The organism is Salinivibrio proteolyticus (assembly GCF_027286365.1).
In the GTDB taxonomy this organism is placed as follows: Bacteria; Pseudomonadota; Gammaproteobacteria; order Enterobacterales; family Vibrionaceae; genus Salinivibrio; species Salinivibrio proteolyticus.
The window spans coordinates 1,505,909-1,532,711 of record NZ_CP114584.1; the positions used below are offsets into that span (position 1 = coordinate 1,505,909).

At 50.0% G+C, this 26,803-nt stretch carries 19 protein-coding genes; 13 read left to right on the plus strand and 6 right to left on the minus strand.

All coding sequences use genetic code 11. The features are described from left to right. From N7E60_RS07220 to rsmF, 3 genes are all read left to right on the plus strand, one after another. The gene (locus N7E60_RS07220; RefSeq protein ID WP_269596929.1) at positions 1–1,260 is read left to right on the plus strand and encodes a paraquat-inducible protein A; all 1,260 of its coding nucleotides are present in this window, start codon (positions 1–3) and stop codon (positions 1,258–1,260) included. After that, positions 1,223–3,862 (plus strand): PqiB family protein, encoded by a 2,640-nt coding sequence (locus tag N7E60_RS07225; RefSeq protein ID WP_269596930.1) that lies wholly within the window; start codon positions 1,223–1,225, stop codon positions 3,860–3,862. The genes N7E60_RS07220 and N7E60_RS07225 overlap by 38 nt, the downstream gene beginning before the upstream one ends. 146 nt (positions 3,863–4,008) lie before the next feature. Next, positions 4,009–5,457: a 16S rRNA (cytosine(1407)-C(5))-methyltransferase RsmF gene (gene rsmF / locus N7E60_RS07230; RefSeq protein ID WP_269596931.1), complete on the plus strand. Its 1,449-nt coding sequence runs from the start codon at positions 4,009–4,011 to the stop codon at positions 5,455–5,457. 177 nt (positions 5,458–5,634) lie between these two features. On the opposite strand, the gene N7E60_RS07235 is transcribed toward rsmF, so the two are convergent. Further along, the gene (locus N7E60_RS07235; RefSeq protein ID WP_269598558.1) at positions 5,635–6,468 is read right to left on the minus strand and encodes a CvfB family protein; all 834 of its coding nucleotides are present in this window, start codon (positions 6,466–6,468) and stop codon (positions 5,635–5,637) included. Between the two features lie 189 nt (positions 6,469–6,657). Between N7E60_RS07235 and N7E60_RS07240 the strand changes: the two genes are divergently transcribed. The 3 genes from N7E60_RS07240 to N7E60_RS07250 all read left to right on the plus strand — a co-directional run bounded on the left by N7E60_RS07240 (position 6,658) and on the right by N7E60_RS07250 (position 9,893). Then, positions 6,658–8,127: a protein adenylyltransferase SelO gene (locus tag N7E60_RS07240; RefSeq protein ID WP_269596932.1), complete on the plus strand. Its 1,470-nt coding sequence runs from the start codon at positions 6,658–6,660 to the stop codon at positions 8,125–8,127. A 176-nt stretch (positions 8,128–8,303) separates the two neighbouring features. Continuing rightward, the gene (locus N7E60_RS07245; RefSeq protein ID WP_077457013.1) at positions 8,304–9,362 is read left to right on the plus strand and encodes a 3-deoxy-7-phosphoheptulonate synthase; all 1,059 of its coding nucleotides are present in this window, start codon (positions 8,304–8,306) and stop codon (positions 9,360–9,362) included. Between the two features lie 48 nt (positions 9,363–9,410). Next, positions 9,411–9,893 carry a YajQ family cyclic di-GMP-binding protein gene (locus tag N7E60_RS07250; protein ID WP_077457015.1) on the plus strand — a complete coding sequence of 161 codons (483 nt, stop codon included), beginning with the start codon at positions 9,411–9,413 and terminating at the stop codon, positions 9,891–9,893. A gap of 75 nt (positions 9,894–9,968) precedes the next feature. Here the strand turns inward: N7E60_RS07250 and N7E60_RS07255 are convergent, their stop codons facing one another. Beyond that, positions 9,969–10,706 (minus strand): substrate-binding periplasmic protein, encoded by a 738-nt coding sequence (locus N7E60_RS07255; RefSeq protein WP_077674812.1) that lies wholly within the window; start codon positions 10,704–10,706, stop codon positions 9,969–9,971. 514 nt (positions 10,707–11,220) lie between these two features. Between N7E60_RS07255 and N7E60_RS07260 the strand changes: the two genes are divergently transcribed. From N7E60_RS07260 to N7E60_RS07275, 4 genes are all read left to right on the plus strand, one after another. Continuing rightward, positions 11,221–12,912 carry an NAD-dependent malic enzyme gene (locus N7E60_RS07260; protein ID WP_269596934.1) on the plus strand — a complete coding sequence of 564 codons (1,692 nt, stop codon included), beginning with the start codon at positions 11,221–11,223 and terminating at the stop codon, positions 12,910–12,912. 119 nt (positions 12,913–13,031) lie between these two features. Further along, positions 13,032–13,691 (plus strand): SanA/YdcF family protein, encoded by a 660-nt coding sequence (locus N7E60_RS07265; RefSeq protein ID WP_096628440.1) that lies wholly within the window; start codon positions 13,032–13,034, stop codon positions 13,689–13,691. A 210-nt stretch (positions 13,692–13,901) separates the two neighbouring features. Next, positions 13,902–15,272: an SLC13 family permease gene (locus tag N7E60_RS07270; protein ID WP_269596935.1), complete on the plus strand. Its 1,371-nt coding sequence runs from the start codon at positions 13,902–13,904 to the stop codon at positions 15,270–15,272. A 127-nt stretch (positions 15,273–15,399) separates the two neighbouring features. Then, positions 15,400–16,479 carry a ketoacyl-ACP synthase III gene (locus tag N7E60_RS07275; RefSeq protein WP_077457025.1) on the plus strand — a complete coding sequence of 360 codons (1,080 nt, stop codon included), beginning with the start codon at positions 15,400–15,402 and terminating at the stop codon, positions 16,477–16,479. Positions 16,480–16,562: 83 nt separating this feature from the next. On the opposite strand, the gene nagK is transcribed toward N7E60_RS07275, so the two are convergent. The 3 genes from nagK to N7E60_RS07290 all read right to left on the minus strand — a co-directional run bounded on the left by nagK (position 16,563) and on the right by N7E60_RS07290 (position 18,800). Beyond that, positions 16,563–17,468 carry an N-acetylglucosamine kinase gene (nagK, locus tag N7E60_RS07280; RefSeq protein ID WP_269596937.1) on the minus strand — a complete coding sequence of 302 codons (906 nt, stop codon included), beginning with the start codon at positions 17,466–17,468 and terminating at the stop codon, positions 16,563–16,565. Positions 17,469–17,574: 106 nt separating this feature from the next. Beyond that, a complete protein-coding gene (locus tag N7E60_RS07285; RefSeq protein ID WP_269596939.1) occupies positions 17,575–18,321 on the minus strand; it encodes a tRNA-uridine aminocarboxypropyltransferase in 747 nt (248 codons plus the stop codon). 134 nt (positions 18,322–18,455) lie between these two features. Continuing rightward, positions 18,456–18,800 (minus strand): DUF3802 family protein, encoded by a 345-nt coding sequence (locus N7E60_RS07290; protein WP_069588527.1) that lies wholly within the window; start codon positions 18,798–18,800, stop codon positions 18,456–18,458. 367 nt (positions 18,801–19,167) lie between these two features. On the opposite strand from N7E60_RS07290, the gene N7E60_RS07295 reads away from it, so the two are divergent. The 3 genes from N7E60_RS07295 to N7E60_RS07305 all read left to right on the plus strand — a co-directional run bounded on the left by N7E60_RS07295 (position 19,168) and on the right by N7E60_RS07305 (position 25,010). Next, on the plus strand, positions 19,168–22,362 hold the full coding sequence (locus N7E60_RS07295; protein WP_269596941.1) for a hybrid sensor histidine kinase/response regulator: 3,195 nt from the start codon (positions 19,168–19,170) through the stop codon (positions 22,360–22,362). Positions 22,363–22,490: 128 nt separating this feature from the next. Next, entirely contained in the window at positions 22,491–23,174 is a 684-nt protein-coding gene (locus N7E60_RS07300; RefSeq protein WP_069588523.1) for a DUF3334 family protein, read from the plus strand. 390 nt (positions 23,175–23,564) lie between these two features. Beyond that, positions 23,565–25,010: a glyceraldehyde-3-phosphate dehydrogenase gene (locus tag N7E60_RS07305; RefSeq protein ID WP_269596942.1), complete on the plus strand. Its 1,446-nt coding sequence runs from the start codon at positions 23,565–23,567 to the stop codon at positions 25,008–25,010. A 59-nt stretch (positions 25,011–25,069) separates the two neighbouring features. Here the strand turns inward: N7E60_RS07305 and fruA are convergent, their stop codons facing one another. Continuing rightward, on the minus strand, positions 25,070–26,803 hold the full coding sequence (gene fruA / locus N7E60_RS07310) for a PTS fructose transporter subunit IIBC (protein WP_269596943.1): 1,734 nt from the start codon (positions 26,801–26,803) through the stop codon (positions 25,070–25,072).

Here is a 26,803-nt window from a genome sequence, read left to right on the forward strand (position 1 = left end):
ATGCACACGCAATCGGTCACTCGTCTTGAGCCCCAACCACGGACAGGGTTAATTCGCTGTCCCGGTTGCGATCTTGTGTTGACCGGTTGCGAGACCGATTGGGATCACCTTGCCGTCTGCCCACGCTGCGCCACCAAATTGCAGCAAGGACGTCGATTATCGTTTAACGGTGAGTTGGCCATTGCGCTAACCGTACTGGTGCTATTTTTCCCCGCCCATGGGCTACCGCTGTTATCAATCAATCTATTAGGCAAGGATATTAGCGCATCGGTGCTGACTGGCGCGAACCTTCTATGGACCAGCTATCCCTTTGTCACTGCGCTGGTGGTCTTTTGTGCCAGCCTTGCACCACTCCTTTTTACCTTAGCCATTCTGGTCATGCACTTGGCGCGCCGTCACGGCAACATTCGCCTTTTCCGGCCTACCGTGACGCTAATTGACCACCTCCGTCATTGGGTCATGGCGGATGTGTTTATGGTTAGCTTGGCGATTGCGTGCTTTAAAATCCAAGACTACGCCGAGCTTCGCTTTTCATTGGGGCTCGCCTGCTACGCCACGCTACAAATTCTGCTTTCGGTGTTGCTTGTACGTGTTAATACTCGACGCTACTGGGATGCGTTCTTAGCCCCTAAACCTGTCACCAGTATCCATAATTTGATTCGTTGCGATCACTGTGGTTTGACGCAATACCACGGTACTCAAACCCATTGCCAACGTTGTGAGCGTCCCCTGCACGTTCGCCTGCTACGCAGCGAGCAAAAAACATGGGCGTGTCTGCTCACCGCTGCGGTCTTTTTGTTGCCCGCCAACCTTTATCCAATCTCGATTTTTTTCTCGAACGGCATCCGACTCGAGGACACGATTTTTTCTGGCGTTGCCAGCCTGATTAACAATGGTATGCCGGGAATAGCGGCGATAATTTTTACCGCCAGTATCATTGTGCCGGTAGCAAAGATTCTCGGACTTGGTTTCATTCTGATTAGCTTGCATACCTCTGTCGCCATTACACCTCGCCAACGCATGTGGCTGTATAGAAGCGTGAAATGGATTGGCAAGTGGTCAATGATGGACTTATTCGTGATTGCATTTATGGTCGCGCTCGTTGATCGTGGCCGCATTATGGACTTTACACCCGGCCCTGGCGCCATTGCTTTTGGTATTGTGGTGGTACTCACTATGCTGGCCACTGACCTTCTTGATACGCGTTTGATATGGGATCATCATGAGCGACAAACACGACGTGCCGACGCCAACCATTAAGACTACCTATGGCCTTTCTCCTTTATGGATCCTGCCCATCTTGGCGCTAGGCTTAGCGGGATGGCTCGTTTTTCAATCCATTAATGAAGCCGGACAGCGGATTCAAATTCTATTCAGCGATGCGCAAGGCTTAGAAGCGGGACGAACAACTATTCGTTACCAAGGGCTAGAAGTCGGCAAAGTTCGCAATATCACCTTGGCAGATGATCTCAATGGTATTTATGTCGATGCCACGATTTATCCAGAGGCCAAGCAGTTACTGACGACCGGCAGTGATTTCTGGTTAGTGAAACCACGCGCGTCGTTAACGGGGATCAGCGGCCTTGAAACACTGGTGTCGGGGAATTACATCGCCCTTCAGCCGGGAACGGGTGAACCTAGCCTTCGCTTTACCGCACGTGATGAGCCCCCCGCTGAGATGACGGATAAAGCTGGCACGACCTTTAAGCTCCACGCACCGACCTTAGGTTCGCTCAATATCGGCTCGCCACTTTATTACCGTAAAATCCAAGTCGGCGAAATCTACAGTTATCGTCTTGATGATGATAATCAAGGCGTCACCCTGTCTGCATTGATCAAACCTGAGTTCAGTGCCTTGGTGAAGCAAGACACGCGCTTTTGGTCCGTTAGTGGTTTGAAAGCGAATGTCGATCTGTCTGGGGTCGATGTTGAACTTGATAGTCTTGCCAGCTTGGTGGCCGGCGGTGTGACGTTTGATTCACCGAGTACCAGCCGACAAGCGTCGCATAATGATAGCTTTCGGTTATACCCAAGCCTGAGTGCGGCCGAGCGAGGTCAAACCATTGAAATTGCTTTGCCCACCAACCACGGTATTCAAGGCGCTGGCGCCCGAGTGACCTATCAAGGACTGCAGATCGGTGAGATTACCGAGATTCGCATCGACCCTGACAGCCAAAACGCGTCTGCCACAGCCGCCATTGACCCGAGTATGCTTTGGCTGTTCAATCAAGAGACCCAAATCACCATCGAACAACCACAGATTGGTTTTAACGGTCTTAAAAATATCGGCAACCTGGTGTTGGGGAACTTCTTATCCGTGGTGCCCGGCTCCCCTGATGCTCCGGCTGTTGATAGTCATTATCGCTTCTCAGCCAGCACGTGGCAGCAGCAACAAAAAGAGGCCGCCGATGCCTTGGTAGTTACGCTCGACGCCGATGACGCTTACGGCCTTACGCCTCACACCAAAGTGCTCCATCGCGGTATTCAGGTGGGCTTTATTGACCACATCGGCCTCAACGAAAGTGACACCGTCACGATAAAAGCGGTGATCTATCCGCAATACCGCCACCTTGTCAAACAACAATCGCAATTCTTTATATTAGGGGGAATTACCGGTGAGTTAAGCGGCAATGGGCTCGATGTGGTAGTGCCTGCTATGGAGCAAATCGCCGATCCCGCATTAAGCTTTACTAGCCAAGGCAAGCAAGGTGTACGCGATAGCTATCCGCTCTATACCTCACGTATCCAAGCCAAACACGCGCGAGAAGACGCGCAAGGCAAAACCCGCTTTACCCTAGTGGCTGATGCACTGCCAAGCATTAACGAGGGCAGTCCAGTCATGTATCGCAATTTTATCGTCGGGCAAGTGGAAGGCTACCAGCTGAATGGCAAAAGCGTCACGATATCGATTGCCGTGAACAATCGCTATCGCCACCTGATAAACCGCGACACAGTATTTTGGAACCAATCCGGTCTCGACATCAAAGCCAACTTAAGTAGTGGCGTAGAAATCAACACAGGCTCGCTTCGTTCTTTACTCAGTGGCGGTATCGCCTTTGGCTCTATGCCGGGCATTAGCAACAAACGCCAAGGCGACTGGAAGCTCTACCCCTCACGAAAAGACGCAGCACGTTACGGGGTCGATATTGTACTCAACACGGACGAAGCCAAAGGGTTAAAGGTTGGCAGCGCAATCCGCTATCAAGGGGTAGATGTTGGCGAGATTACCCAGCTAGAGCCGGATTTTAAGACTCAATCAGTCCGCGTGCACGGTCGTTTGTATCCTGAGTATAAAAATGAGCTCGCCCGTCAAGGGAGCTATTACTGGCTAACCCAGCCAGTACTCAGCCTAACAAAAACTGAGAACCTAGATTCTTTGTTTGGAACCTATATTTCAGTCGTGCCCGGTGCGGGCGAATTCAAGCAGCAATTCAAATTACATGCTTCACCCAAATACCCGCGGGGCCTGTCACTCGTGCTTGAAAGTGATGCACGTCATTCCATTACTGTTGGCACCCCAATCCTCTATCGCGATATGGAGGTAGGCACTGTATCCAAAGTGCAATTGGGCGAGTTTGCTGACCGCGTTTTATTCAGTGTCCAGATCACGCCGCAGTATGCACATCTGGTGCGAGAAAACACGGTGTTTTGGAATCAATCCGGCGTGGATGTGTCGATTGGTTTGACCGGTGCCAACCTAAAAAGCGGCACCATTGATAGCCTACTGAAAGGTGGAATCGCCTTTGCAACGCCCGACACCTCTCCGTTGGCCCCCAAAGCTAACGACAAACGCCACTACTTGTTGCACCGTGAACCCAAAGCGGAATGGGTTGCGTGGCGCACGGCGATCCCCAAGCCCTAGCGCTATCTTTTCGGGCAGCCATTCTCTTTGGCTGCCCTTTTTGAGCAAAATTACCGACTTTCTCCTCCCGCGACCTACACTCAAGACCAAGATCTGTTTACAATCTTGCGCTGCTAATTTTGAGTTAATCAACAAGAGATCCTGTTTTGCACCCCAATATCTCACTGCCAGAGGCTTTCTTAGCCCAAATACAGGCGACAATGCCCTCGCACCTCTCCATGGAGGAGTTTGTCGCTGCCTGTCAGCGTCCTCTGCGCCGCAGTATTCGTGTCAATACGTTAAAAATTTCCGTCGATGCATTTAAGCAACGTGCCGCAGAACATCATTGGACACTGACTCCCGTACCTTGGTGTGACACAGGGTTTTGGATTGAGCGACAAGACGATGACAAAGTGCCATTAGGCAATACGGCTGAACACATGGCGGGACTGTTTTACATTCAAGAAGCAAGCTCGATGATGCCAGTCACTGCCTTACTGGCAGGCGAGCATGAACCGGGCCAAGCCCCTGATTGGCAGCATGTGCTTGATGTTGCGGCCGCGCCAGGCTCAAAAACCACGCAGTTGGCAGCCTCCATGCAAAACAGCGGTATTTTGGTCGCGAATGAGTTTTCAGCGAGCCGCATCAAAGGGCTACATGCCAATGTACAACGCTGTGGGGTAAGAAACGTTGCACTGACCCACTTTGATGGCCGTGTATTCGGCGGCTGGCTACCCGAGCAATTTGACGCCATTCTGCTCGACGCGCCCTGCTCTGGCGAAGGAACCATTCGCAAAGATCCTGATGCGATGAATAACTGGAGCCTTGCCTCAGTGGATGACATTGCACAGACCCAACAAGCTCTGATTGATAGCGCGTTTCACGCACTGAAACCAGGCGGCGTGCTGGTGTATTCAACCTGTACCTTGAACCACACCGAAAATCAGTCGGTTTGCCACTGGCTCAAGCAAACCTACGGTGACGCTGTCACTTTTGAGTCACTAAAGGATTTATTCCCGGGTGCCGAGCAAGCCCTAACCGACGAAGGCTTTTTACATCTCTACCCTCAGATTTTTGACAGCGAGGGATTTTTTGTCGCCCGCATTCGTAAACATGCATCCGCCACTCCACCAAGTGTAAAAAAGCGACTGGGCAAATTTCCATTTTCACCGGCGAGTCAAAAAGACAGTCAACAGATAAGCGCCACCTTTAAAAAGGAACTTGGGCTATCGCTGCCGGATGCGGCCACGCTATGGTTGCGTGACAAAGAGGTATGGCTATTCCCTTCAGCTATCGAACCTATGTTAGGCGAAGTGAAGTTTGACCGCATTGGGATCAAGTTAGCCGAAACCCACCGCAAAGGTTATCGCTGGCAACACGAGGCGATTATCGCACTGAGCACCCAGTCACTCGCTGAATGTAAAACCATTGCGCTCACCAAGACACAAGCCGTTGAATGGTATCAAGGACGCGACATTTGGCCCGAGCAAACGCCAGAAAAAGGCGATGTCATTGTGACCTATCAAGGAGACGTGCTCGGACTCGGCAAATGGGTCGGGAATCGGATTAAAAATGGTCTACCTCGCGATCAAGTTCGCGATAGCAACTTGTTTTAATCGATATGAAATGGTGTTGATAATAGTTCGCAGGGAAAGAAACTGGCAAAGCTGTATTGATAAACTACACTTTAATGGAATCACAACCTAAATTGGCATCTGGCTCCAATGAGCCCTTTCCCTGAGCTCGGAACAGGACGTTCCGAGCCTTTTTTTGCTTTGTCTTGCGTGACGCCGTCACTTAACGCGGTAAATGCCATCCGCTTCAATACGAATCTTGCGTTGCTTGTACAAGCCACCCAAGGTCTTTTTAAAGGTCGCTTTACTGGTGCGGAACAAGGAAAAAATCGCATCCGGGGAGCTTTTGTCGTTAAGCGGCAAAAATCCCCCTTTTTTATCTAGGGTTTGCAAAATTTTATCGCTTAAATCATCAACCCGCGCTTTACCGTGTTTCTGTAGAGCAAGATCCAACTTGCCATCGTCGCGCACCGTTTTCACAAACGCACTCAACTTCTTACCGATAAACAGCTTCCCGAACGCTTCAGCGCGATAAATAAGCCCCCAGTGCTGATTATTCACCACACACTTAAAGCCGAGATCCGTGATATCCGTAATGATTACCGACACTTTGTCGCCCGCTTTTAAACGCGGCTTTTCGTCGCTGATAAACTTGTTGAATTTACGGCTAGCGACGATACGGCCCGAGGCTTTATCCGTGTAGACGCGAACCACATAAGGTTTACCCTCTTCCATTCGCGTACGTTGCTCACTAAAAGGCACCAACAAGTCTTTGCTCAAGCCCCAATCGACAAACGCGCCAACCGAATTGACACCAACACAGCGCAAAGATGCAAACTCACCCACTTGAGCCAATGGCGTTTCAGTAGTGGCGATAATATCGTCTTCGGAATCGAAATAGATAAACACCTTGAGCTCGTCGCCGACACGGGTATTTTCAGGGACGTACCGGGTTGGCAGCAAAATATTGCCGAACTCATCACCATCAAGAAACACCCCGAAGTCTGCCTGCTTCACTACCGTCAATGTGTTGTATTGGCCTAGTTTAATCATTGTCTCAACGCTGTAGAAAGTAATGGCGGTGAGTATACGCAATTTCATCTTGATATGCGCAGCCAAAACACCACTCAAACGGATAAAAATCCATCAAGCACTGCCTATTTCCCGCTATACCCCTACTTTCTGTCTCTTGTTAGCGACGCAATCCCTGTTAGGCTTGAGTGAAGACCATAGGGGGAATTCATGGCAGTATTTAACGGCTCACATATCAGCTTTAGTTTTAGCCAGCTTGGCAGTGCATTTGGCGAACACGTCACGCCAACCGCGCTCGAAAACGGTCGGCTTTTCACCTATAACGCCGAAGTGGCAAAACAGCTTGGATTGAATGAATCCGAGCTCACCTCGGAGGCGTTTCGGGCAATTTTATCCGCAGAGCAGCCGTTAGCCGGCCGAACACCGTTTGCGATGAAATACACCGGTCACCAGTTTGGTCAATATAACCCCGCGCTCGGCGATGGCCGTGGTGTCTTGTTAGGGGAATGGCGCGATGCCGATGGCACCTTGTGGGATTGGCACCTAAAAGGGGCGGGAAAAACGCCATACAGCCGCCACGGTGATGGACGTGCGGTGTTACGCTCGACGCTCCGCGAGTATCTCGCCAGTGCCGCCATGACAGGGCTCAACATTCCGACCACACAGGCACTTGCGATGGCCATCAGCGATACCCCAGTCATGCGCGAGCGCATCGAAACTGCCGCAACGCTACTTCGCGTTACCGAGAGTCACGTCCGTTTTGGCCACTTCGAGTACTTGTTTTACAGTCAGCAGCATGAGGCGCTAGGCACGCTGGCCGACTATGTGATTGCACGTCATTTCCCTGAACTGGCCGAGGCCGAAAAACCCTATGCGGCACTGCTACAAGAAATTGTTGAACGAACGGCGGACATGATTGCCCAGTGGCAAGCCATCGGCTTTAACCACGGTGTGATGAATACCGATAATATGTCGATTCTCGGCCAGACCTTCGATTACGGCCCTTATGCCTTTTTAGACGATTTCGACCCAGGTTATATCTGCAACCATTCCGATTACAGTGGTCGCTATGCATTTAATCAGCAACCTGCCATCGCACTTTGGAATCTGTCCGCACTGGGCTATGCCTTTACGCCTCTCGTGGATAAGGATGTGATTAACGATATTCTTGGCGGCTTTGAGCATCGACTACAAGTTGCCTATAGCCGCGCCATGCGCGATAAGCTGGGCTTGTCCGACGCACAGCCATCAGACAGTGACTTGTTTAATCAGCTCTTTGCATTGCTAGAGGGAAATCAAACCGACTATACGTGCTTTTTCTATCAACTCAGTCAGTATCGTGGTGACGCACTCCTAACAGCCGGTACCCTGAACCAGTTCAAATCCATCTGCCAAGACACGCAGGCATTAACCGAATGGCTATCCGCGTACCAACAGCGCGTGCATACACTAGATGATTCGACTCGTCTGGCCTGCATGCAGCGCACCAATCCAAAGTATATTTTACGCAACTATTTGGCCCAAGCGGCGATCGAGGCGGCTGAAAAAGGCGACTTACAACCAACCCATGACTTAATGACGGTACTTGCCCATCCCTTCGATGAGCACCCGTCGCTCGCGCACTTAGCCAACCCGCCAACGGATGACAATAAAGGCCTCGCATTGAGCTGTTCGTCCTAACTATCGGTGACTGATGACGGGCAAAAAATTAGCTCGTCGACAGCCCTAACCAGCATTTTTCTGGTCAAAACCGCCTTAAAAACGCTACGGATATCACATTCATGCTTTCAAGGGCCGCGATTTTTGCTATCTTACTGGCTTCGCAACAGATTAAGATGTGAGGAAGGCTGTCCTCTATGCCACTGAAAACCGATGAACTTCGCACCCGCGTGGTTGATACCATGCCCACGCCCGCAGAGGTGGAAGCCGCCCACCCCATCAGCGACAATGTTGCTCACCATATTACTGCTTCGCGTCATGCAATCAGCCAAATTCTTAATGGCCATGACCCGCGCCTACTTGTGGTGATTGGGCCTTGCTCCGTGCACGATCCTGACGCTGCACGCGAGTACGCCAAACGGTTAAAAGGATTGGCAGAGACTTACTCCGATCAGTTACTGATTGTCATGCGTACCTACTTTGAAAAGCCGCGCACGGTTGTCGGTTGGAAAGGTTTGATAAACGATCCTCACCTTGATGGGAGCGGTGATATTCGTGCTGGGCTGTTCACTGCCCGTGAGTTGTTACTCGATATCAATAAAATGGGTTTACCCACTGCGACCGAGTTTCTCGATATGATCACCGGCCAATATATTGCCGACTTGATCAGCTGGGGGGCCATCGGTGCGCGTACAACCGAGTCTCAAATCCATCGCGAAATGGCATCCGCCTTGTCTTGCCCAGTAGGGTTTAAGAATGGCACTGATGGCAATATTCGTATCGCTGTCGATGCCATTCGTGCGAGCCGTGAGTCACACCTGTTTTGCTCGCCAGACAAGCATGGCACTATGACCATTTATCGCACAGCAGGTAACCCTGATGGCCACGTTATTTTACGTGGCGGCCATCAACCCAATTACTATCAAAAAGATGTGCAAGCGGCCTCAGAAACCTTATCGAGCTTCGGGTTGCCGGCCAAATTAGTGGTAGACTTTAGCCATGGCAACTGCCAGAAACAGCATCGCCGTCAGTTAGATGTCGCAGAGGATATTGCGACGCAACTGGCTAACGGAAGTACCGCCATTGCGGGTATTATGGCAGAAAGCTTTTTAGAAGAAGGCAACCAACCTATGGGTGATAGCGCGTCGCGCCGATATGGCCAGTCTATTACCGACCCTTGCCTTGGCTGGCAGGATACTGAACGCTTGCTTGAGCGACTGGCCACTGCAAGTGCTAAGCGACATCAAGCCTATTAATTATTGATCAGCGACATGACATCCGTCATGTGAGAAAAGGACAGAACTATGCCCTCTTTTGATATTGTGTCTGAAATCGACAAGGTTGAATTGAAGAACGCCGTAGATAATGCAAGTCGCGAACTGGCGACGCGTTTTGATTTTCGTGGCGTTGAAGCGAGCTTCGAGCTGGACAAAGAAACCGTGAAAGTCATTGCAGAGGCAGATTTCCAACTCAACCAGATGATGGATATCCTGCGTAATAACCTTGCCAAACGTGGCGTGGATTCTCGTGCCATGGATATTCAAGATATGGTGCACTCAGGCAAAAGCTTCTCGCAGCAAGTGAAATTCAAAAATGGCATTGAAACCCCCGTTGCCAAGAAAATCACTAAAGCTATCAAAGACGCCAAAATGAAAGTACAAACACAAATTCAAGGCGAACAAGTCCGAGTAACCGGTAAAAAACGCGATGATCTTCAAGCGGTGATTCAGCTGGTAAAAGACAGTGATTTTGAGCAGCCGTTCCAGTTCGAAAACTTTCGCGACTAATGTGCAACATCTGCCACAAAAAACGGGCCATTTGGCCCGTTTTGCTTGTAAAGACAGTGTCGTTATCAGCTAACACTACTTATACTGGCTTTTGATTTCATCGAGCGCCCCGCTTGCAATCGCTTTATCTACCCCAGCTTGCAATTTCTCTACATAGCTATCAGGCGTGCTTTTGCTCAGGCTGTAATACAATTGCGCTTCACTCAGCACATACACCACTTCAAACTGGCTTGTGTCCACATTGTTTTGACTCATGATGAAGGAGCTGACGTTTTCTTCATACGCCCACATATCTACGCGGCCCGCCGCGAGCTGTTTAGCGAGCAAGTCTGCTTTAGGTGAGAGACGCAATGCGTTATCGCTAACGCCTAGGCTGCGCAACAAATGCTCACCGACATCGTCACGTACCACCCCAACTTTGTAGTTGGCAAAGTCGCTGCCGCTGTTAATGGTGATCCCTTTACTTTTCGGTGCCCATACGACAATTTTGGTATCTGTGATGGGACCTACCCACTTAAACTTATCTTCGCGCTCTTCCGTTCGGGTGGTTGAAAACAGTACCGTATTTGGATCAGACAATGCGGTGGCATAGCCACGCGCCCAAGGTTGGATCTTAACTTGATCACGGGTAATAGGCTCACCCGCTGCTTCGGTAGCCGCTTCGAGGAAATCCACGGCAATCCCTTTCAACTGCCCGTTCTCTTCATAGTTAAAAGGGGGGTAAACCTCAGTGATATAATTTAAGTCGCTTAGGTTGGCAGCAACTGTCGTAGTTGAAAACACCAGTAAACTGGCGGCGATGAGTGACTTCATTGGACTACCTCTTTGTTGTTCATTCCATAAAAACAGACGCCCAGCCAATATTATTATTCGGGTAACCCGTACTTATATGTGACGCCATTTCTTGGTTGCCACAACATGGTGTTCATGCGGTTGTGGTTTAACCACATACAAGCACCGTGCTAACCGTTATCACTGGTGAGTATAGTCAGCGAAAAATCACCCTGCGTAATTTTAAACACGGCTGTGAGCTATTCCCCAAGTTTGTTTTCTGACAATTCAACACCTTGATGCATATAGCGATATCTCATGCTTGCGCGTTAATACGAATGTTTACACTCAGCACACGCAAAAACATGATGGTTGACGCCCACATCCACGCAAAAAAGTTGAATTGGGTCACCATTAATGACTAAACTTTACCCCTTGTTTCATATAATTGCTCAATTAGTCCGCATTAATAATGCGTACTTTAACGATTAAGGTTATCGAGTGAGCAATAAAGTCAGTCATATTCCAGCCTGAACAATGCCGAGTCTGATAGTCCATGAATAATCAAAAGCGACCTCTTTACATTCCCTATGCGGGACCTGCGTTACTCGAAACCCCGCTTCTCAACAAAGGCAGTGCGTTTAGCGTCGAAGAACGTAAGTTTTTTAACCTCGAGGGCTTGCTACCCGATGCCATTGAAACCATTGAAGAGCAGACCGAGCGCGCCTACCAACAGTACCAACGCTTTGAAAACGATATCGATAAGCACATTTACTTACGCAATATTCAAGATACCAACGAGACATTATTTTATCGTTTAGTGTCGAACCACATCACCGAAATGATGCCAATCATTTATACGCCAACGGTCGGTGCTGCCTGTGAGAACTTCTCTAATATTTATCGTCGAGGCCGTGGGCTTTTTATCTCTTATCCAAACCGCGATCGGATTGATGATGTTTTAAACAACGCATCACGTCACAACGTGAAAGTGATTGTCGTTACCGACGGTGAGCGAATTCTTGGTCTTGGCGACCAAGGCATCGGCGGCATGGGCATTCCAATCGGAAAGCTGTCTTTGTACACCGCGTGTGGGGGCATTAGCCCAGCGTACACGCTTCCAATCGTGCTCGATGTAGGCACCAACAATCCACAACGTCTGTCAGATCCTATGTACATGGGATGGCGCCATACTCGGATCAGCGGTCAAGATTACGACGACTTTATTGAAGAATTCATCCAAGCGGTGCAGCGTCGCTGGCCGGATGCACTCATTCAGTTTGAAGACTTCGCACAGAAAAATGCGATGCCTATTCTTGAGCGATACAAAGACAAAGTGTGCTGTTTTAACGACGATATCCAAGGGACGGCCGCCGTCACCGTGGGTTCGTTAATTGCTGCCTGTAAAGCCGCTGGCACTAAGCTCTCCGAGCAGCGTATCACCTTCCTTGGAGCAGGTTCTGCCGGCTGTGGCATTGCTGAAGCCATTATTGCCCAAATGGTATCGGAAGGGATTTCCGATCAAGAAGCGCGTGCGCGTGTCTTTATGGTTGATCGCTGGGGCTTACTCATTGATGCCATGCCAAACCTACTCGACTTCCAGCAAAAACTGGTTCAAAAGAGCAGCGCATTAAAAGACTGGCAATTAGAAGACAATAATATCTCACTATTGGATGTGGTACGTAATGCCCAGCCAACCGTGCTCATTGGTGTCTCTGGGGCGCCGGGCCTCTTTACCGAAGAGGTTATTAAGGCCATGCATGATAATTGTAAACGGCCGATTATCTTCCCCCTATCAAACCCAACCAGCCGGGTCGAAGCCACTCCCTTTGACATTCTTCGCTGGACAGACGGCCAAGCACTGGTTGCGACAGGTAGTCCGTTTGAACCCGTGCGCCTAGACAATGGTAAAGCCTTCCCAATCGCGCAATGTAACAATAGCTATATTTTCCCGGGGATTGGCCTAGGTGTCCTTGCAGTGGACGCCACTCGCGTGACCGATGGCATGTTAATGGCCTCTTCACGTGCACTCGCTGAATGTTCGCCATTAGCGAAGCGCGGCACCGGTGCCTTACTTCCTTCGCTGGAAGACATTACTTATGTGTCAAAGCAAATTGCTTTTGCGGTTGCGAAACAGGCGATTGAAGAAGGCGTTGCCGCCGAGCTCTCTGATGAGGCATTGAAAAAACGCATTGATGATAGCTTCTGGGAACCCAGATACCGTGAGTATAAACGCACGTCGTTTTAACCAGCGGTTGACACAAAAAGCTCCTTTCGAGGAGCTTTTTTTGCTAGGATTCCATTCACTTGAGGCGCCAACCTTGACGCCTTATCCGCATGGTATTTCTGAAAGGGACAGTAAGTAGTATGGCGATCCGGCGCCTCGCACGATTGGTGTTTATCGCAGTGATTTTCGCACTGGTTACTATGGTAGCTAGTGACTTAGCGATCACACTCAATGCGCGTGACCGCGTTTACACCGACGTTGACGACCTGCCCAAACGTCAAGTGGCATTAGTGCTTGGTACCAGCAAGTATATTGGTAAAACCCCGAATCCTTACTATACCCACCGCATCGAGGCCGCAGAGGCACTGTATAAAGCGAACAAGGTGAGTCATTTACTCTTAAGCGGCGATAATGCGCACCGCTCCTATAATGAACCTTGGACCATGAAGCGCGATCTACTGAAAGCCGGGATCGCAGACGACGCCATTCACCTCGATTATGCTGGTTTTCGTACACTCGACTCCGTGGTTCGAGCCAAAACGGTGTTTAGCTTGGCCCGCTTTACCGTCGTCAGCCAGCAGTTTCACTGTGAGCGAGCCTTATTTCTTGCTGACGTGAACAATATTGATGCGATTTGCTATGCCGTAGCAAGCCCACAAGGCTGGGCTGGCATAAAGATCCGTTTGCGTGAAGTGCTCGCACGTACTAAAGCCGTGTTAGATAGCTTTATCCTTAATGTGAAACCCAAGTTTACCGGCCCGAAAGAGCCAATTGATGGTGTCACCGCTACCGAATTGTAAATGGGTACAAATCCACCCTTTCTTTCTCTTTCCTCTCACAAATTTCACATCTTTTTAATCAAGCGTTCAAAAAGTAGCGTGCAATCGATTAACACCCTCTTCAATAAGGCGTATATTAGCGCCGTCTGACACAGCAGGTTCTGTGCAGTGTTTAAAACATAATAATACGTGCCGCATTGCACGATGACGTTATAACAAAAAGGAAGCCCTATGGATGTGCAATCTTTGACCTCCCAATCCTCCGGGTTGGATAGAAAAGCGTGGATCCTATTTGCCGATATCGCACTCTTTTTCGCGCTGTACTACAGCCTACCCTTTGACCCTGAAGTGACCACAGGTCTTAGCCTTCTCGTCTTTATCGCGGTGCTCTGGCTAACTGAAGCTATCCATGTCAGCATCACTGCCATTCTCGTTCCCATTCTGGCGGTCGTCTTAGGGGTATTTGAAACCCCAGCAGCGATGGCGAATTTTGCTAACCCTATCATTTTCCTATTTTTGGGTGGCTTTGCCCTTGCCGCGGCATTGCAATCACAAGGGCTGGATCAAGCCATCGCCAATAAGGTACTGACGGTCGCGAAAGGAAAAATGTCCGTTGCCGTGATGATGCTGTTTGGGGTCACTGCGGCCTTGTCAATGTGGATAAGCAACACCGCTACCACGGCGATGATGCTGCCGCTTGTACTCGGCATTTTACGTAAAGTCAGTAACCAAAAAGATCATGGAACCTACGTGTTTGTGTTACTGGGGATTGCTTATTGCGCGAGTATCGGCGGGATTGCGACCATCGTCGGCAGCCCACCCAATGCGATTGCTGCAGCAGAAGCGGGACTGAATTTTGTTGGTTGGATGAAAATCGGATTGCCTATCACCTTGGTATTGCTGCCGATCGCCGTCTTGGTGCTCTATGTGCTGACCAAGCCTAATTTAAGCCATGCATTTGAGGCAGAGAAACGCCAATTCGAATGGACGCTGCCTCGCTTAGTCACCATGGGAATTTTTGCACTCACCGTCGCAGCATGGATCTTTAGCAAACCACTGAACAGCCTACTAGGCGGCCTCAGTAAGTTTGACTCCATCGTCGCGTTGTCTGCCATTGTGCTGCTGGGTGCTACCCGTGTCGTGAAATGGAAAGAGATCGAAAAGACTGCTGATTGGGGCGTTTTGCTCCTTTTCGGCGGCGGGATTTGTCTAAGCAACGTACTCAAAGCCACAGGGACAAGCCTATTTTTGGCTAACCACCTAAGCAGCGCCCTTACCGGCTCCGGCATCTTCTTCACCATGTTAGGTGTCGTCGCCTTTGTGATTTTCCTGACGGAATTTGCCAGTAATACCGCCAGTGCTGCCTTACTCGTCCCTGTGTTTGCCACTATTGCAGAAGCGTTAGGTGTTTCCCCTGTTGCGCTATCTGCACTGATTGCGATTGCGGCATCCTGTGCCTTTATGCTGCCGGTCGCGACACCGCCAAACGCCATTGTTTTTGGTTCCGGTCATATCGAACAGCGTGACATGATGCGTATTGGTTTGTACCTAAACATTATTTGTATCATGGTTTTAGCCGTCTTTACTTGGTTATTCTGGTAACCCTGTTCAATCACACTACCTAGCATATGCGCTAGGTAGTGTTTTTCTCCTCTACTCTCACCCCGAAATTGTTTCAATAGAGTTTCAGGTTTACACTGTTGCGACGCTTCATTAACCGTAACTAACTATGGCATTTGCAGAAATTACAGGCTGGGGAAAATGTCTTCCTCCGGCGGTGCTGACCAATGATGACCTCAGCACGATTATTGAAACAAACGATGAGTGGATCCGCTCCCGCACCGGTATTGAGTCACGCCGAGTCAGTCATGTAGAAACCTCAGATCTTGCCACCGTTGCCGCTCAACGTGCGCTGGCCGCTGCTGGGATTGAGGCAGCGCAGCTTGATCTACTGATTGTTGCAACCTGCTCACCGGATACCTTAATTCCTAACATTGCCTCCAAAGTCCAAGGTAATCTTGGTGCAGTGCGCGCGGCGGCATTTGATATGAATGCAGCCTGCACCGGCTTTCTCTATGGCCTAGAAACCGCAACCAAGATGCTTCAAGCCGGCCATTATCAGCATGCGCTGATCATCGGGGCAGAACACTTAACATGGTACCTCGACTGGAGCAAACGTGATACTGCGGTGTTGTTCGGTGATGGCGCTGGCGCGGTGGTTATTAGTCAAACCGATCAAGAAGTGGGCCTTCTCGACGCACAGCTCGGATGCGACTCAGCAGGACGCGATGTGTTGGCAATTCCTGCTTTTGGCACCGCGATGGACAGATTTGATCCGCAAAATGGTCACTTCGCGTTTGACTTTATCGGCCGCGACATTTTTAAACGGGCTGTGAAAGGAATGGGAGCTGCCGCGAACCAAGTGCTATCGCGTAATCAGCTCAGCGCTGAACAAATTGACGTGGTGGTTCCTCACCAAGCCAATAAACGCATTATTGAAGCACTTTGTGACCACGCAGGCATTAGCCTAGATAAAGCATTTGTGAATATTCAGCACTATGGCAACACCTCGGCAGCAACCATTCCTATCGCACTCTGCGAAGCGGTGGAACAAGGTGTAGTGAAACCCCATAGCCAATTACTGACCGCCGCGTTTGGTGCCGGTTTAACTTGGGGCGCGGGATTGATTCGTTGGGGTGAACGCACTACGCCACTGCAACAATCGGATGCGGAATTACCCGCCACAGATAAAACCGCGCTCGAGCTACTTGCCTACGCGGTTGATCAATGTCAGAACCGCCAAGCCTAGCCCCAACGCTTGGTGCATCCGCACTCGCTAAAAAAAGCCGACAATCAAGTCGGCTTTTTGCTGTGTATTTTATCAGGCGTTGCTTAGTGAGCGAGATGCAAAAACGCCGCACCGCGTACGCCACCAGAATCACCGTGCTGTGCTTTCATCAGCATCGGTGGTTTTGCCGCGGACAAAAGGTGATGAGGAAGACGCTTGGGCAATTCGTGATAAATTTCATCAAAGTTAGACAAACCACCGCCTAGTACCACCATATCGGGATCAAACGCGGTTAACAGCCCACCAAAGCACATCGCCAACACATCAAAAAAGCGGTCAACAAACGCAACGGCATTCGTTTCGCCTAACCGGTATTGCTCGATGATCTCAACGGCAGATAGCGGCGCGTAATAATGGGCATAAAGTTGTTCAAACCCGCGTCCTGACAAGTAGTTATCGAGACAACCTTGATTACCACATCCACAGGCAAACATGGGTGGTTTATCCCCCAAGCGTAGCCAGGCATCAATAGGCATGCGCATATGACCCACTTCACCGGCCATTTGGTTTTTACCGTTGATCACTTTACCGTTAATCACCAAGCCACCACCAAACCCGGTACCCAGAATCAAACCAAACACGGTTTTCGCTTCTTTGGCTTGCTCATCCCACGCTTCCGATAGCGCGAAGCAATTGGCGTCATTACTCACCCGCACCTCGCGATCGACGCGCGCTTCTAAATCCGCTCGCAAGTGCATCCCGTTAGCCGCAGGCACATTCACGGTTAACACCGTGCCGTCTGCCGCTTCTGATCCGGGAATGCCAATCCCCACCGTCCCCTTTTCGCCGAACTTCGCGTCGTACTTTTCGACCAACATGGCGAGGGTATCAATCAGGGCTGCGTAATCCTTAGTCGGTGTCGCATAGCGCTCAGTTGCTATACGATTGAGTTGTTTATCGAAGGCGCCAAATTCAATTTTGGTTCCGCCCACATCAAAGCCGTAATACATGGCCCAGCCACCTTTGTGTGTCGTTATTTATACAAATTATTATTCAGCAAACGGTCATAAATGTCCGTGAGCCGCAACATATTTCGTTACTTTAGAACAAGATATTTTATCCCGCGTAAGATGTTTGGTCACGCATCGCCATAAACTGGGTTAACGCATCTCCCTCAGGTAAGGTTTTTTGTCGCTTCCCAGCAATATAACGTTCGCGAAAGACATCAAACCACTGGCTTAAATGCACCGCGGCTCGGCGGTCACCCGCGTTTTCGAGCACGTGCGCTGCCACTTCTGCGGTCGCTAATTGGTTCTCTCCGTGTGCGTCACGGACTTGATAGCGTGATAATGCCTCAGGTTGAATACTCAAAACCGGAAAACGATCAAGCCAAGGGCTTTTTCTAAAGATTTTCTTCGCTTCTCGCCATGTGCCATCAATGATCACAAATAACGGACGTTTACCGCTAGGATGAGGCTTTGGGGAAGAAACAACGCGAGACGGCTCAGCATATTGGGCAGGAAACACAATATAAGGCTGGTAAGCGGGATTGGCTAATCGCGTCAGCATCTCAGGATCTGGCTCAGTACGCGACCAAATATACGCCGAGGTATCAGGGATACAGTCAGCAATGAGTCGCCCCGTGTTACTCGGCTTAAGAACTTCGTCATCGTACATGATCAACATAAACGCGGCGTTAGTCTCACACTGACGACGGTATTCACACACACAATAGCGGCGAACCAACATGCATTGGGTACAACGTTCAACACCTGCACCTCGGGCAAGATAAGGTCGTGTGGCGCGAGCAAGACGCCTCTCGTATAAGCGGTGAATGGCATGGGAAGGGGTTGCGTCAGACATAAGGCAAGCAGGCAATAACGATAAAGGTGCCTATTATACGCAAAGTAAAATGAGATGCAGTGCTGAAAGAGGTTGTGCTGACAGGAAAAGAGCCCAGTCAACACTGAGCTCTGTGGCATGTAGTGATCTTTTGTTTAGCGCAGTTCAACCATAGCGCCATCAAACAAATTTTTTACGAGTGCAATGTACTCTTCCAAAAAGCCCACTTGTTCTGCCGTAACAGGTTGCTCCCAGCGTCCCGCGAGTACTTCTTCCATGTCTTCTACCACACGGTCAGCTTCTTTCAGGATGGTAAAGCGCAACGCTGACGAAAGGCCAGGATTCTGCTCGCATATAGTCATAATATTGGATGCGACCAAATCATGGACGATATCGGCAATCGTATCATCGCCAATGGCTTCGCCCGGTTGCTCAAACACAGAGAGATTAAACGCAAAATGCTCGATCAGTGCTTGATACCCGTCTGAGTCTACTACCATGATTACTTGTCCTTAGACTGTTCTAATGTCGCTATTGTATCGCGATCGTCAAGTGTATGCGCCTTTTGCGCACGAAATTAGAAAGCTAGTCACGCTTCTTCGTACACCGCTTAACGCTATGTATACTATAAGATAGCATTGTGTATAGCACGCCATGCGACCACGTCGAACCGACACGTCGTCAAATTCGTGAGCTAGGCAAGCATACAACCACAATCCGTGTTGAGGCACAAGCTCATACAAAGGACTGAACGCCAGTGCAACTACCAGCAGTATAGCTGGGGGTTGGCAAAGATGCAGAGGCCTCAATGGCAACAAGCCGGGATGACCCCGTCGCTATTCACGCACAAGGATGTAGGAAACACGCATGACAGCTAACCGTGCCCGCCCATTTAGCAAAAGTATTGTCAGCAAAATCGGGCTGATCATGACCTTTATTACCCTGATGGTGCTCGGCCTCTCTGTATCCAGTTACGTGATGCAAGAGCGCGTTAATCGGGATGTTGAGCAAGCCACGAACCAAGAAATCCCCAGTGCCATTATTACCATGACCTTACTGCGGGCGGCGGGTGAAATGAATGCCAGCATGCTCAAATATGTCATGGGGCGTCATGAATCATTGGCCGTGTTTCTTGAAAACCAACAAGAATTCGAGAACCAACTAGACAAACTCGCGCGAATCAAACCAAGTGGCCACCAGCGGCTTGCGGAAATTCGTCATCTGTATGAAAGATTTCAACGTAAAGCTCATCAGAAAGTACTAACCGAGTTTGACCCCGTTGCTGAGCAATGGGCTCGCAAGCAAGTATTACGTTTATCGATTGATGTGGTCCGCCCGATCGATAGCCTCGTCGCCGAATTAAAAGCCGCTCAAGAGCTGACGCAACCCGACAACGTCGCGATTTTACAATACCTTGATGAGCTCGTGGATGAAAACGGCGACATGCTCACCGAGCTCAACCAATACCTCGATGGCCAAGAACCCAGTCGTCGCGACTTCACTGACGACATGGCAACATTCGAGCGCTACCTATCACTGGCGAAGTTCGAGCTCAATGATCCCTTGTCTCTGAACAAACTGGAATTAATTTCTCAGCACTTTACCAGCCTGAAGCGCAGTGGCATTGCCATTTTCAATAACTATCAACCTCGCGCCAAAATAGAAGCTATGAAGGCGGTGCGAACGCTCAGTGATCAGGAATATCAAGCGCTAGAAAATGCGCTTTCCGGCTTTACACGCGAAACGGGTATGGTTGTCAGCAGCTCAATGGTTGATTTGCAAGATATTCTTCATTCCAATCAGCTTAATCTTGGTTATTTGCTGCTATTTATTTTGTTTGTGAGCGGTGCCATGTATGTGTATATCTACCGCACATTCACACAACCTATCGTCAACCTGGCCGATACCATGCAAAGCTTGGTGAAAGGCGATATGACGCCCCCGCTCAGTGACTACCAAGAACGCACCGATGAGGTTGGTAAAATCGCGCATGGTTTAGTGATATTCCGTGCGCATATCATCTCTCGCAACCAAGCACGAGAACAGCTGATGCGAGAAAAAGAGCGCGCAGAAAGTGCCTCGCGCGCGAAGGCTCAATTTCTCGCCACCATGAGCCATGAAATTCGTACGCCAATGAATGGCGTCATCGGTATGATTGATATGTTACGCCGTTCACCGCTCTCACCGTCGCAACACAGTCTGATTGCAACAGTGCGAGAATCGGCATTATCGCTGTTGTCGATTATTAACGATATTCTTGATTTTTCTCGCACGGAGGCGGGCAAGCTCCAGTTTGAACGCGTCACCTTTTCGCTCTCGGAGACGGTCGAGCAAGTCATGGAAACGGTGAGCCACCATGCCAACAAGCGAAACGTGACACTGTCACTATTTATCGATCCGCGCCTTCCTGATCAGCTGATTGGGGACCCCAACCGCCTTAAACAAGTGCTGTATAACTTGGTTGGTAATGCGGTGAAGTTTTCCGGCGGAAAGTCGACCCTGACAGGGAAAGTCGATGTCTGGATCATGCCTCAGCCTGCCTCTTCGCCGGATAAAACCAAGCTCGATATCGAAATCACCGATAATGGAATTGGTATTAGCCAAGAGAAGCTCGAAACCATTTTTCAGCCATTCAATCAGGCTGAATCATCCACCACCCGCGAGTATGGGGGTTCCGGTCTCGGACTGGCGATTTGCAAGAATATTGTTGACCTGCTCGGCGGCGTGATCCGCGTGCACAGTGAGGAAGGGAAAGGCACACAGTTTCGTGTCGAGCTGGAGTACACGATCAATCCCCTGTCAGAAAAAACTAAACCCGCCATTGCCACAGAATCGATCGCGCCACTGTGGGTCTTTATTGATTTACCCGCCGGAGCGTTGCGCACCGCCATTACCGCTTATTTAAAACACTTAGGTATCAAACACCGAGTGACACACAATAAAGCGCTCACACCGCTTGATGCGCATCCCAGCTCAACTCAAACGGATAACACCCACTTCGTTATTATCACCCAAGACCCAGAAACGGTATTAAATGATAGCCAACTTCACCAATATACTTTCGCCCATGTGATTGCACTGCGACATACCCTCTCCTTGGCTCGTCACCAAGATAAGCGTGTGGTGGAACTGTTCGCCTCACCATTGACCTATCGTCGACTGGTGCACGGTCTTCGTGTCTGCTTAGGGCTAGAAAGCCCCGATGTCAGTATGCTCGGTGAATATAGTGACGAGCTATCACTGTCAGCCCCACTCAAAACCGGACGGGGTCGAATTTTAGTCGTCGAAGATAACCCCACTAACCAGCAAGTGCTGATCCAGCAGCTTAGTTATCTCGGATTCGATGTACTGATGGCAGAAGATGGTGAACATGCCCTCAGTGTTTACCAACAGCATGAGGTGGATTTGGTGCTCACCGATTGCCACATGCCCAAAATGGATGGTTACGATCTCACCGCGGCACTAAGAAAACGACAGCAAGGCGGTCAACGCATTCCAATCATAGCCATTACCGCCAACGCCCTGAGCGGTGAAGACACCCGCTGTTTTCAAGCAGGGATGGACGATTACATCACTAAACCCATTGAGCTCGACGCGCTCAACGAGACCTTACAAAAGTGGTTGAACGACGACAATGCGCTTGCCGCTTTCACCTCAGGCGTCCCTGTCTCAGACGATAAGCACACCACGCCCGAGGCAGAACAAACAGCCGAGCATCTCGTCCTAGACGCCAGCGTGATCACGCGACTGTATGCTGGGCAACAAGATGCTTACCAAGACATCATCGCCGTTTTTAAAACACGCAGCCTGCCCTGCCTACATGAGCTTGTACAACACACACCACCGTTTCACGACTGGGCGGCATTAAAAGACGCCGCACACAAACAAAAATCCGCGGCAGGCAGTATCGGGGCACAAGAGACATATCACTATTGCCTAGCGGCAGAAAAAGCGGCGGCCGCACGCGATAGCGCTGGATTGGATACAGCGCTTCGCCAACTCCACCAAGCACTACCTCGCCTCGAGGCAGCTATTGCGCAAATTCTGGACGGGTCGGAATAGCGGTATCAGCGGCGGATGACGAGGGATAACGTGATCCCATATCCGGATATCTGTAAAACCAGTGTACAAATTGCGCAATCCAGTGCCACACTGAGTAAGAGACAGTTAAACAACTACGGTAGTGAATAATGAGAAAAACCAAGGTCGTCACCTCCGAGGACATATTACTTAAGCTTTGTCAGTCAGCCACCGCTGTGTTGACCAAGGCCACCAATTCACCGGTTCATCACGCCGCGATGGTACAAAAAATTGCCAAAACCAGTTTAAAGCCTGATTTAGGCTGCTTTGTTTTATTTGATGGCGGCTTCTCTGGCCTTGTCGTCATCAACTTCTCCTCTGCTGCGGCAATGGAGATCTACAACAACTATATGCAACACATGGGGATCCCTGCCGAAGAGCTTGCGAGTTTGCACACATCCGATGAAGTCGGTGACGTACTTGGCGAGTTGATGAACCAAATCATTGGTGACTTCACAGGGAAAATTAAACGCTCGATTCAAACCTCTATCACTCAGAATCAGCCGAAGATGATGGCGGTGAACAAAAACCTCACGGTATCCGTGGACAGCAACATTGATAAGCCACAAGCGCGCCGTGTGAGCTTTACCACCGAAAACAACCACATTTTCTACCTAGAGCTGGCGATGGAGCGGACTGAATTCATCCAGTTACAAGACTTTGAAGAAGGTGAAGAGGTCAATCCAGACGCGATTCTCGAAGAAGAAACCGTCCGTCAGCTGGAGAAGAAACCCACCGAGAAAAAAGGGACGGGTGGCGGTAATAACGACCTACTCGACGAACTAGGGATCTAATCGCTCCCCTTTGAACCTTGGGCCCCCAACCATTAACGTCGCCATAGTTAGTGGTTGGGAAGACTCACTCTCGCCTTGTAAGGCCTGCAACTAATTTTAGTTAATAAAATAAATACGCCTCTTATTGCGCAACCTCAATTTATTAACTTTCTTTTTGCATCCTATCGCAATCTTCGTTTGATTAACGTCACACAGAAAGAATGAATCTCAATCAAAATCTCGCCATTTTTTAATCGTTTACCTCATTAAATACGTCAGTTATTTTTAGTAGGTGAATAATTCTGCATCGTATAGACTGCGCCACAAAATCATAAGGCTGGCAAAAGATCAGTCAAAACCCTACTGGGCACCCTGCCCACTCCATTATCATTCGTGAAAAAAGGTCGATTCATGAGTCCAGAACATTACCTACTCGATTGGCAAACTAGCCAAAACCACTCTGAAACCATGTATCCGCTGCTCAGCCAGCTTTATCGCCAAAAAGGGGTCGAAATCCAACTGTTTGGCCGTCAACTGATCAACGCCAGTACCATTGATATTATCAAAGCGCACCGAGTCGCACGCCGTTACACCGGAGGCACCTTAGCACCCAGTCAAACCTTGCCTTTGATTGAAGTGATGGCGGAAATGGATCTCGCGCCAAGTAAAATCGATGTCGGCCAACTGGCTTGGACGTACTGGCAATCTCATGACAACCAAGACGGCATCGCTGATTTTCTCCACAGTCAATTAGGCCATTTAGTGGGAACGGGCAACAGTGTTGAGCCTAAAGATGTCGTTTTATATGGCTTTGGCCGCATTGGGCGTTTGTTAGCACGACTGTTGGTGGAGAAAAGCGGTCCCGGCTATCCATTACGTTTACGCGCTATTGTTGTGCGTGGTGGGCGCGAAGGCGATCTAGAAAAACGTGCCAGTTTATTACGTCGTGACTCGGTTCATGGCCCATTCAACGGCAGTATCACCGTTGATGAAGACCGCAGTGCGTTAATCGCAAATGGCAACTTTATTCAGGTGATCTACGCCAATAGTCCAGCGGATGTGGATTATACCCAGTACGGCATTCACAATGCATTAGTGGTCGACAACACGGGAATGTGGCGCGACGAAGAAGGGTTGAGCCAACACCTGAAAAGCAAGGGCGCCCAAAAGGTCTTGCTCACCGCACCGGGCAAAGGCGATATCAAAAACGTGGTATTCGGCGTCAACGATAACGTTATCCACGACGATGATAAGATTATCTCAGCGGCCAGCTGTACCACCAATGCGATCACGCCAGTGCTTAAAGCCATGCACGACAAATTTGGCATTGATGGTGGCCATATCGAGACGGTGCACTCATTCACCAACGACCAACACCTGATTGATAACTATCACAAAGGGGATCGCCGTGGTCGCTCAGCATCCTTGAATATGGTGCTCACCTCGACCGGTGCCGCCAGTGCGGTCGCGAAAGCGTTGCCTGCGTTAAAAGGTAAGCTCACGGGGAATTCTGTACGCGTTCCTACCCCAAACGTTTCGATGGCAATTGCCAATTTGAATTTGGATAACGCAACAAGCAAAGATGAGATCAATGCTTACCTTCAAGATGTTGCCTTGTATTCGCCGCTATCCGGCCAAATCGACTTTACCCAATCTACTGAGCTGGTTTCTAGCGATCTAATCGGTTCTCGCTTTGCGGGTGTGGTTGATAGCCAAGCAACTATCGCGGATGGAAACCGTTGCGTCCTGTATATCTGGTACGACAATGAATTTGGCTATAGCTGCCAAGTGGTTCATTGCATGGAGAAAATGATGGGCGTTCGCTATCCATTGGTCCCTGAACCCGCAAGCCTGTAATCAGGTGTAGAGCATAAAAAAAGGCCCGAATGGGCCTTTTTTGCTAAGCAGAGAGCAAACTATGACTGCTTTGCAGCCGTCAGCGGCGATGGCTGACTGACAGGTTTGATCAACGCGTAAACAATCCCTGTGACTAACGTACCCGCGGCAATGGCAGCCAAGTACATAAACACGGGGGTGATTGCATTGGGAATAAGCAGGACAAATAATCCACCATGAGGCGCCATTAATTTTGCGCCAATCAGCATCGAAATTGCACCAGTCAATGCGCCCCCAGCAATACACGCCGGAATAACTCGCATTGGGTCTTTAGCCGCGAAAGGGATCGCCCCCTCAGAGATAAAGCACAGCCCCAGCACAAACGAGGCTTTACCCGCTTCTTGCTCAGCATCGTTAAACTTACGTTTCGCCAGAAATGTTGCCAGTCCCATACCCAGCGCCGGCACCATACCTGCGGCCATGATCGCTGCCATTGGCATGTAGGTACCACTGTCGATCAAACCCACACCAAAGGTGTATGCGGCTTTGTTCACTGGACCACCCAAGTCGAAGCACATCATCGCACCCAGTATTACACCCAAGATCACTGCGTTGGTTGAGTTCATTCCTTGCAAGAAGGTGGTTAAGCTATCCATCGCCACCGAAACAGGGCCACCCACCACATAGATCATGACCAAGCCCGTGAATAAGCTTGCCACCAATGGGATCACTAAAATAGGCTTGAGGGCTTCCATGGTTGCAGGCAGTTGCACTTTATCAGCAACAAACTTGGCACTGTAACCGGCGATAAAGCCCGCCAGAATCCCGCCAAGAAACCCTGCGCCGGTTGAGGCTGCGAGCATACCGCCAATAAGGCCGGGAGCAAGACCGGGACGATCCGCGATAGAAAAGGCAATAAAACCGGCGAGGACAGGCACCATCAGGGCAAACGCACTGCCACCGCCAATTTGCATTAATGCGGCAGCCAATGTGCCTTCTTCTTTAAATGCTTCAATGCCGAACACAAATGACAGTGCAATGGCCAAACCGCCCGCGACCACGAGTGGCAACATGTGCGACACCCCAGTCATCAAGTGTTTATACACCCCCGTCCGCTCACCTTGGCTAGCAGTCGCTTGTCCGTTGGTGTGCTTTTTAGCAGCGTGGTAGACCTCAGCATTGGCGACCGCATCATCAAGGCTTTGAGCGGCTTTTTTCAACGCGACGCCTGTGCTGGTTCGATATAATCGCTTCCCATCAAAGCGACTTAAATCAACCTCAATGTCTGCGGCAATAAACACCACATCCGCATCAGCGATTTCTTGGTCAGTCAGCGCATTTTTTGCCCCCACCGAGCCCCGTGTTTCAATTTTAACGCTGTAGCCTTTCGCTTTGGCGGCCTCTTCGATCGCCTCAGCCGCCATAAACGTGTGGGCAACCCCGGTCGGACATGCGGTGATGCCGACAATACGCATGGATTGATTCGCCTCAGGCTCCTCTGACGCTTGATAAACCTCAGCGTGAGATGACACCGCATCGAGAACCGCTTGCGCATTGTCCATCACATCACTTAATGATGCCTGATAAACCGGCTTACCGTTAAAACGTGCCGTCTGCGCCGGTGAACCGACGAGCAAAATACGCTCCGCGTCAGCAATCGCTTCAGACGAGACCGGTGTTGGCGCCTTAATGCTCGATTGACATTCGATGGTTGCTTGCCAGCCTCGCTCACCGACTGCTTTTTCAAGCAATCCTGCTGCGATAACTGTGTTAGCGACGCCACTTGGGCACGCCGTCACAATGACCAGTTTCAT

Coding starts and splice junctions, on each gene's coding strand:
- N7E60_RS07225 (WP_269596930.1), top strand. CDS start 1,223: ATGAGCGACAAACACGACGTGCCGACGCCAACCATTAAGACTACCTAT.
- N7E60_RS07245 (WP_077457013.1), top strand. CDS start 8,304: ATGCCACTGAAAACCGATGAACTTCGCACCCGCGTGGTTGATACCATG.
- N7E60_RS07250 (WP_077457015.1), top strand. CDS start 9,411: ATGCCCTCTTTTGATATTGTGTCTGAAATCGACAAGGTTGAATTGAAG.
- N7E60_RS07255 (WP_077674812.1), bottom strand. CDS start 10,706: ATGAAGTCACTCATCGCCGCCAGTTTACTGGTGTTTTCAACTACGACA.
- N7E60_RS07300 (WP_069588523.1), top strand. CDS start 22,491: ATGAGAAAAACCAAGGTCGTCACCTCCGAGGACATATTACTTAAGCTT.
- fruA (WP_269596943.1), bottom strand. CDS start 26,803: ATGAAACTGGTCATTGTGACGGCGTGCCCAAGTGGCGTCGCTAACACA.
- N7E60_RS07275 (WP_077457025.1), top strand. CDS start 15,400: ATGGCATTTGCAGAAATTACAGGCTGGGGAAAATGTCTTCCTCCGGCG.
- N7E60_RS07290 (WP_069588527.1), bottom strand. CDS start 18,800: ATGGTAGTAGACTCAGACGGGTATCAAGCACTGATCGAGCATTTTGCG.
- N7E60_RS07270 (WP_269596935.1), top strand. CDS start 13,902: ATGGATGTGCAATCTTTGACCTCCCAATCCTCCGGGTTGGATAGAAAA.
- N7E60_RS07265 (WP_096628440.1), top strand. CDS start 13,032: ATGGCGATCCGGCGCCTCGCACGATTGGTGTTTATCGCAGTGATTTTC.
- N7E60_RS07235 (WP_269598558.1), bottom strand. CDS start 6,468: ATGATTAAACTAGGCCAATACAACACATTGACGGTAGTGAAGCAGGCA.
- N7E60_RS07260 (WP_269596934.1), top strand. CDS start 11,221: ATGAATAATCAAAAGCGACCTCTTTACATTCCCTATGCGGGACCTGCG.
- N7E60_RS07295 (WP_269596941.1), top strand. CDS start 19,168: ATGACAGCTAACCGTGCCCGCCCATTTAGCAAAAGTATTGTCAGCAAA.
- N7E60_RS07240 (WP_269596932.1), top strand. CDS start 6,658: ATGGCAGTATTTAACGGCTCACATATCAGCTTTAGTTTTAGCCAGCTT.
- N7E60_RS07285 (WP_269596939.1), bottom strand. CDS start 18,321: ATGTCTGACGCAACCCCTTCCCATGCCATTCACCGCTTATACGAGAGG.
- N7E60_RS07220 (WP_269596929.1), top strand. CDS start 1: ATGCACACGCAATCGGTCACTCGTCTTGAGCCCCAACCACGGACAGGG.
- nagK (WP_269596937.1), bottom strand. CDS start 17,468: ATGTATTACGGCTTTGATGTGGGCGGAACCAAAATTGAATTTGGCGCC.
- N7E60_RS07305 (WP_269596942.1), top strand. CDS start 23,565: ATGAGTCCAGAACATTACCTACTCGATTGGCAAACTAGCCAAAACCAC.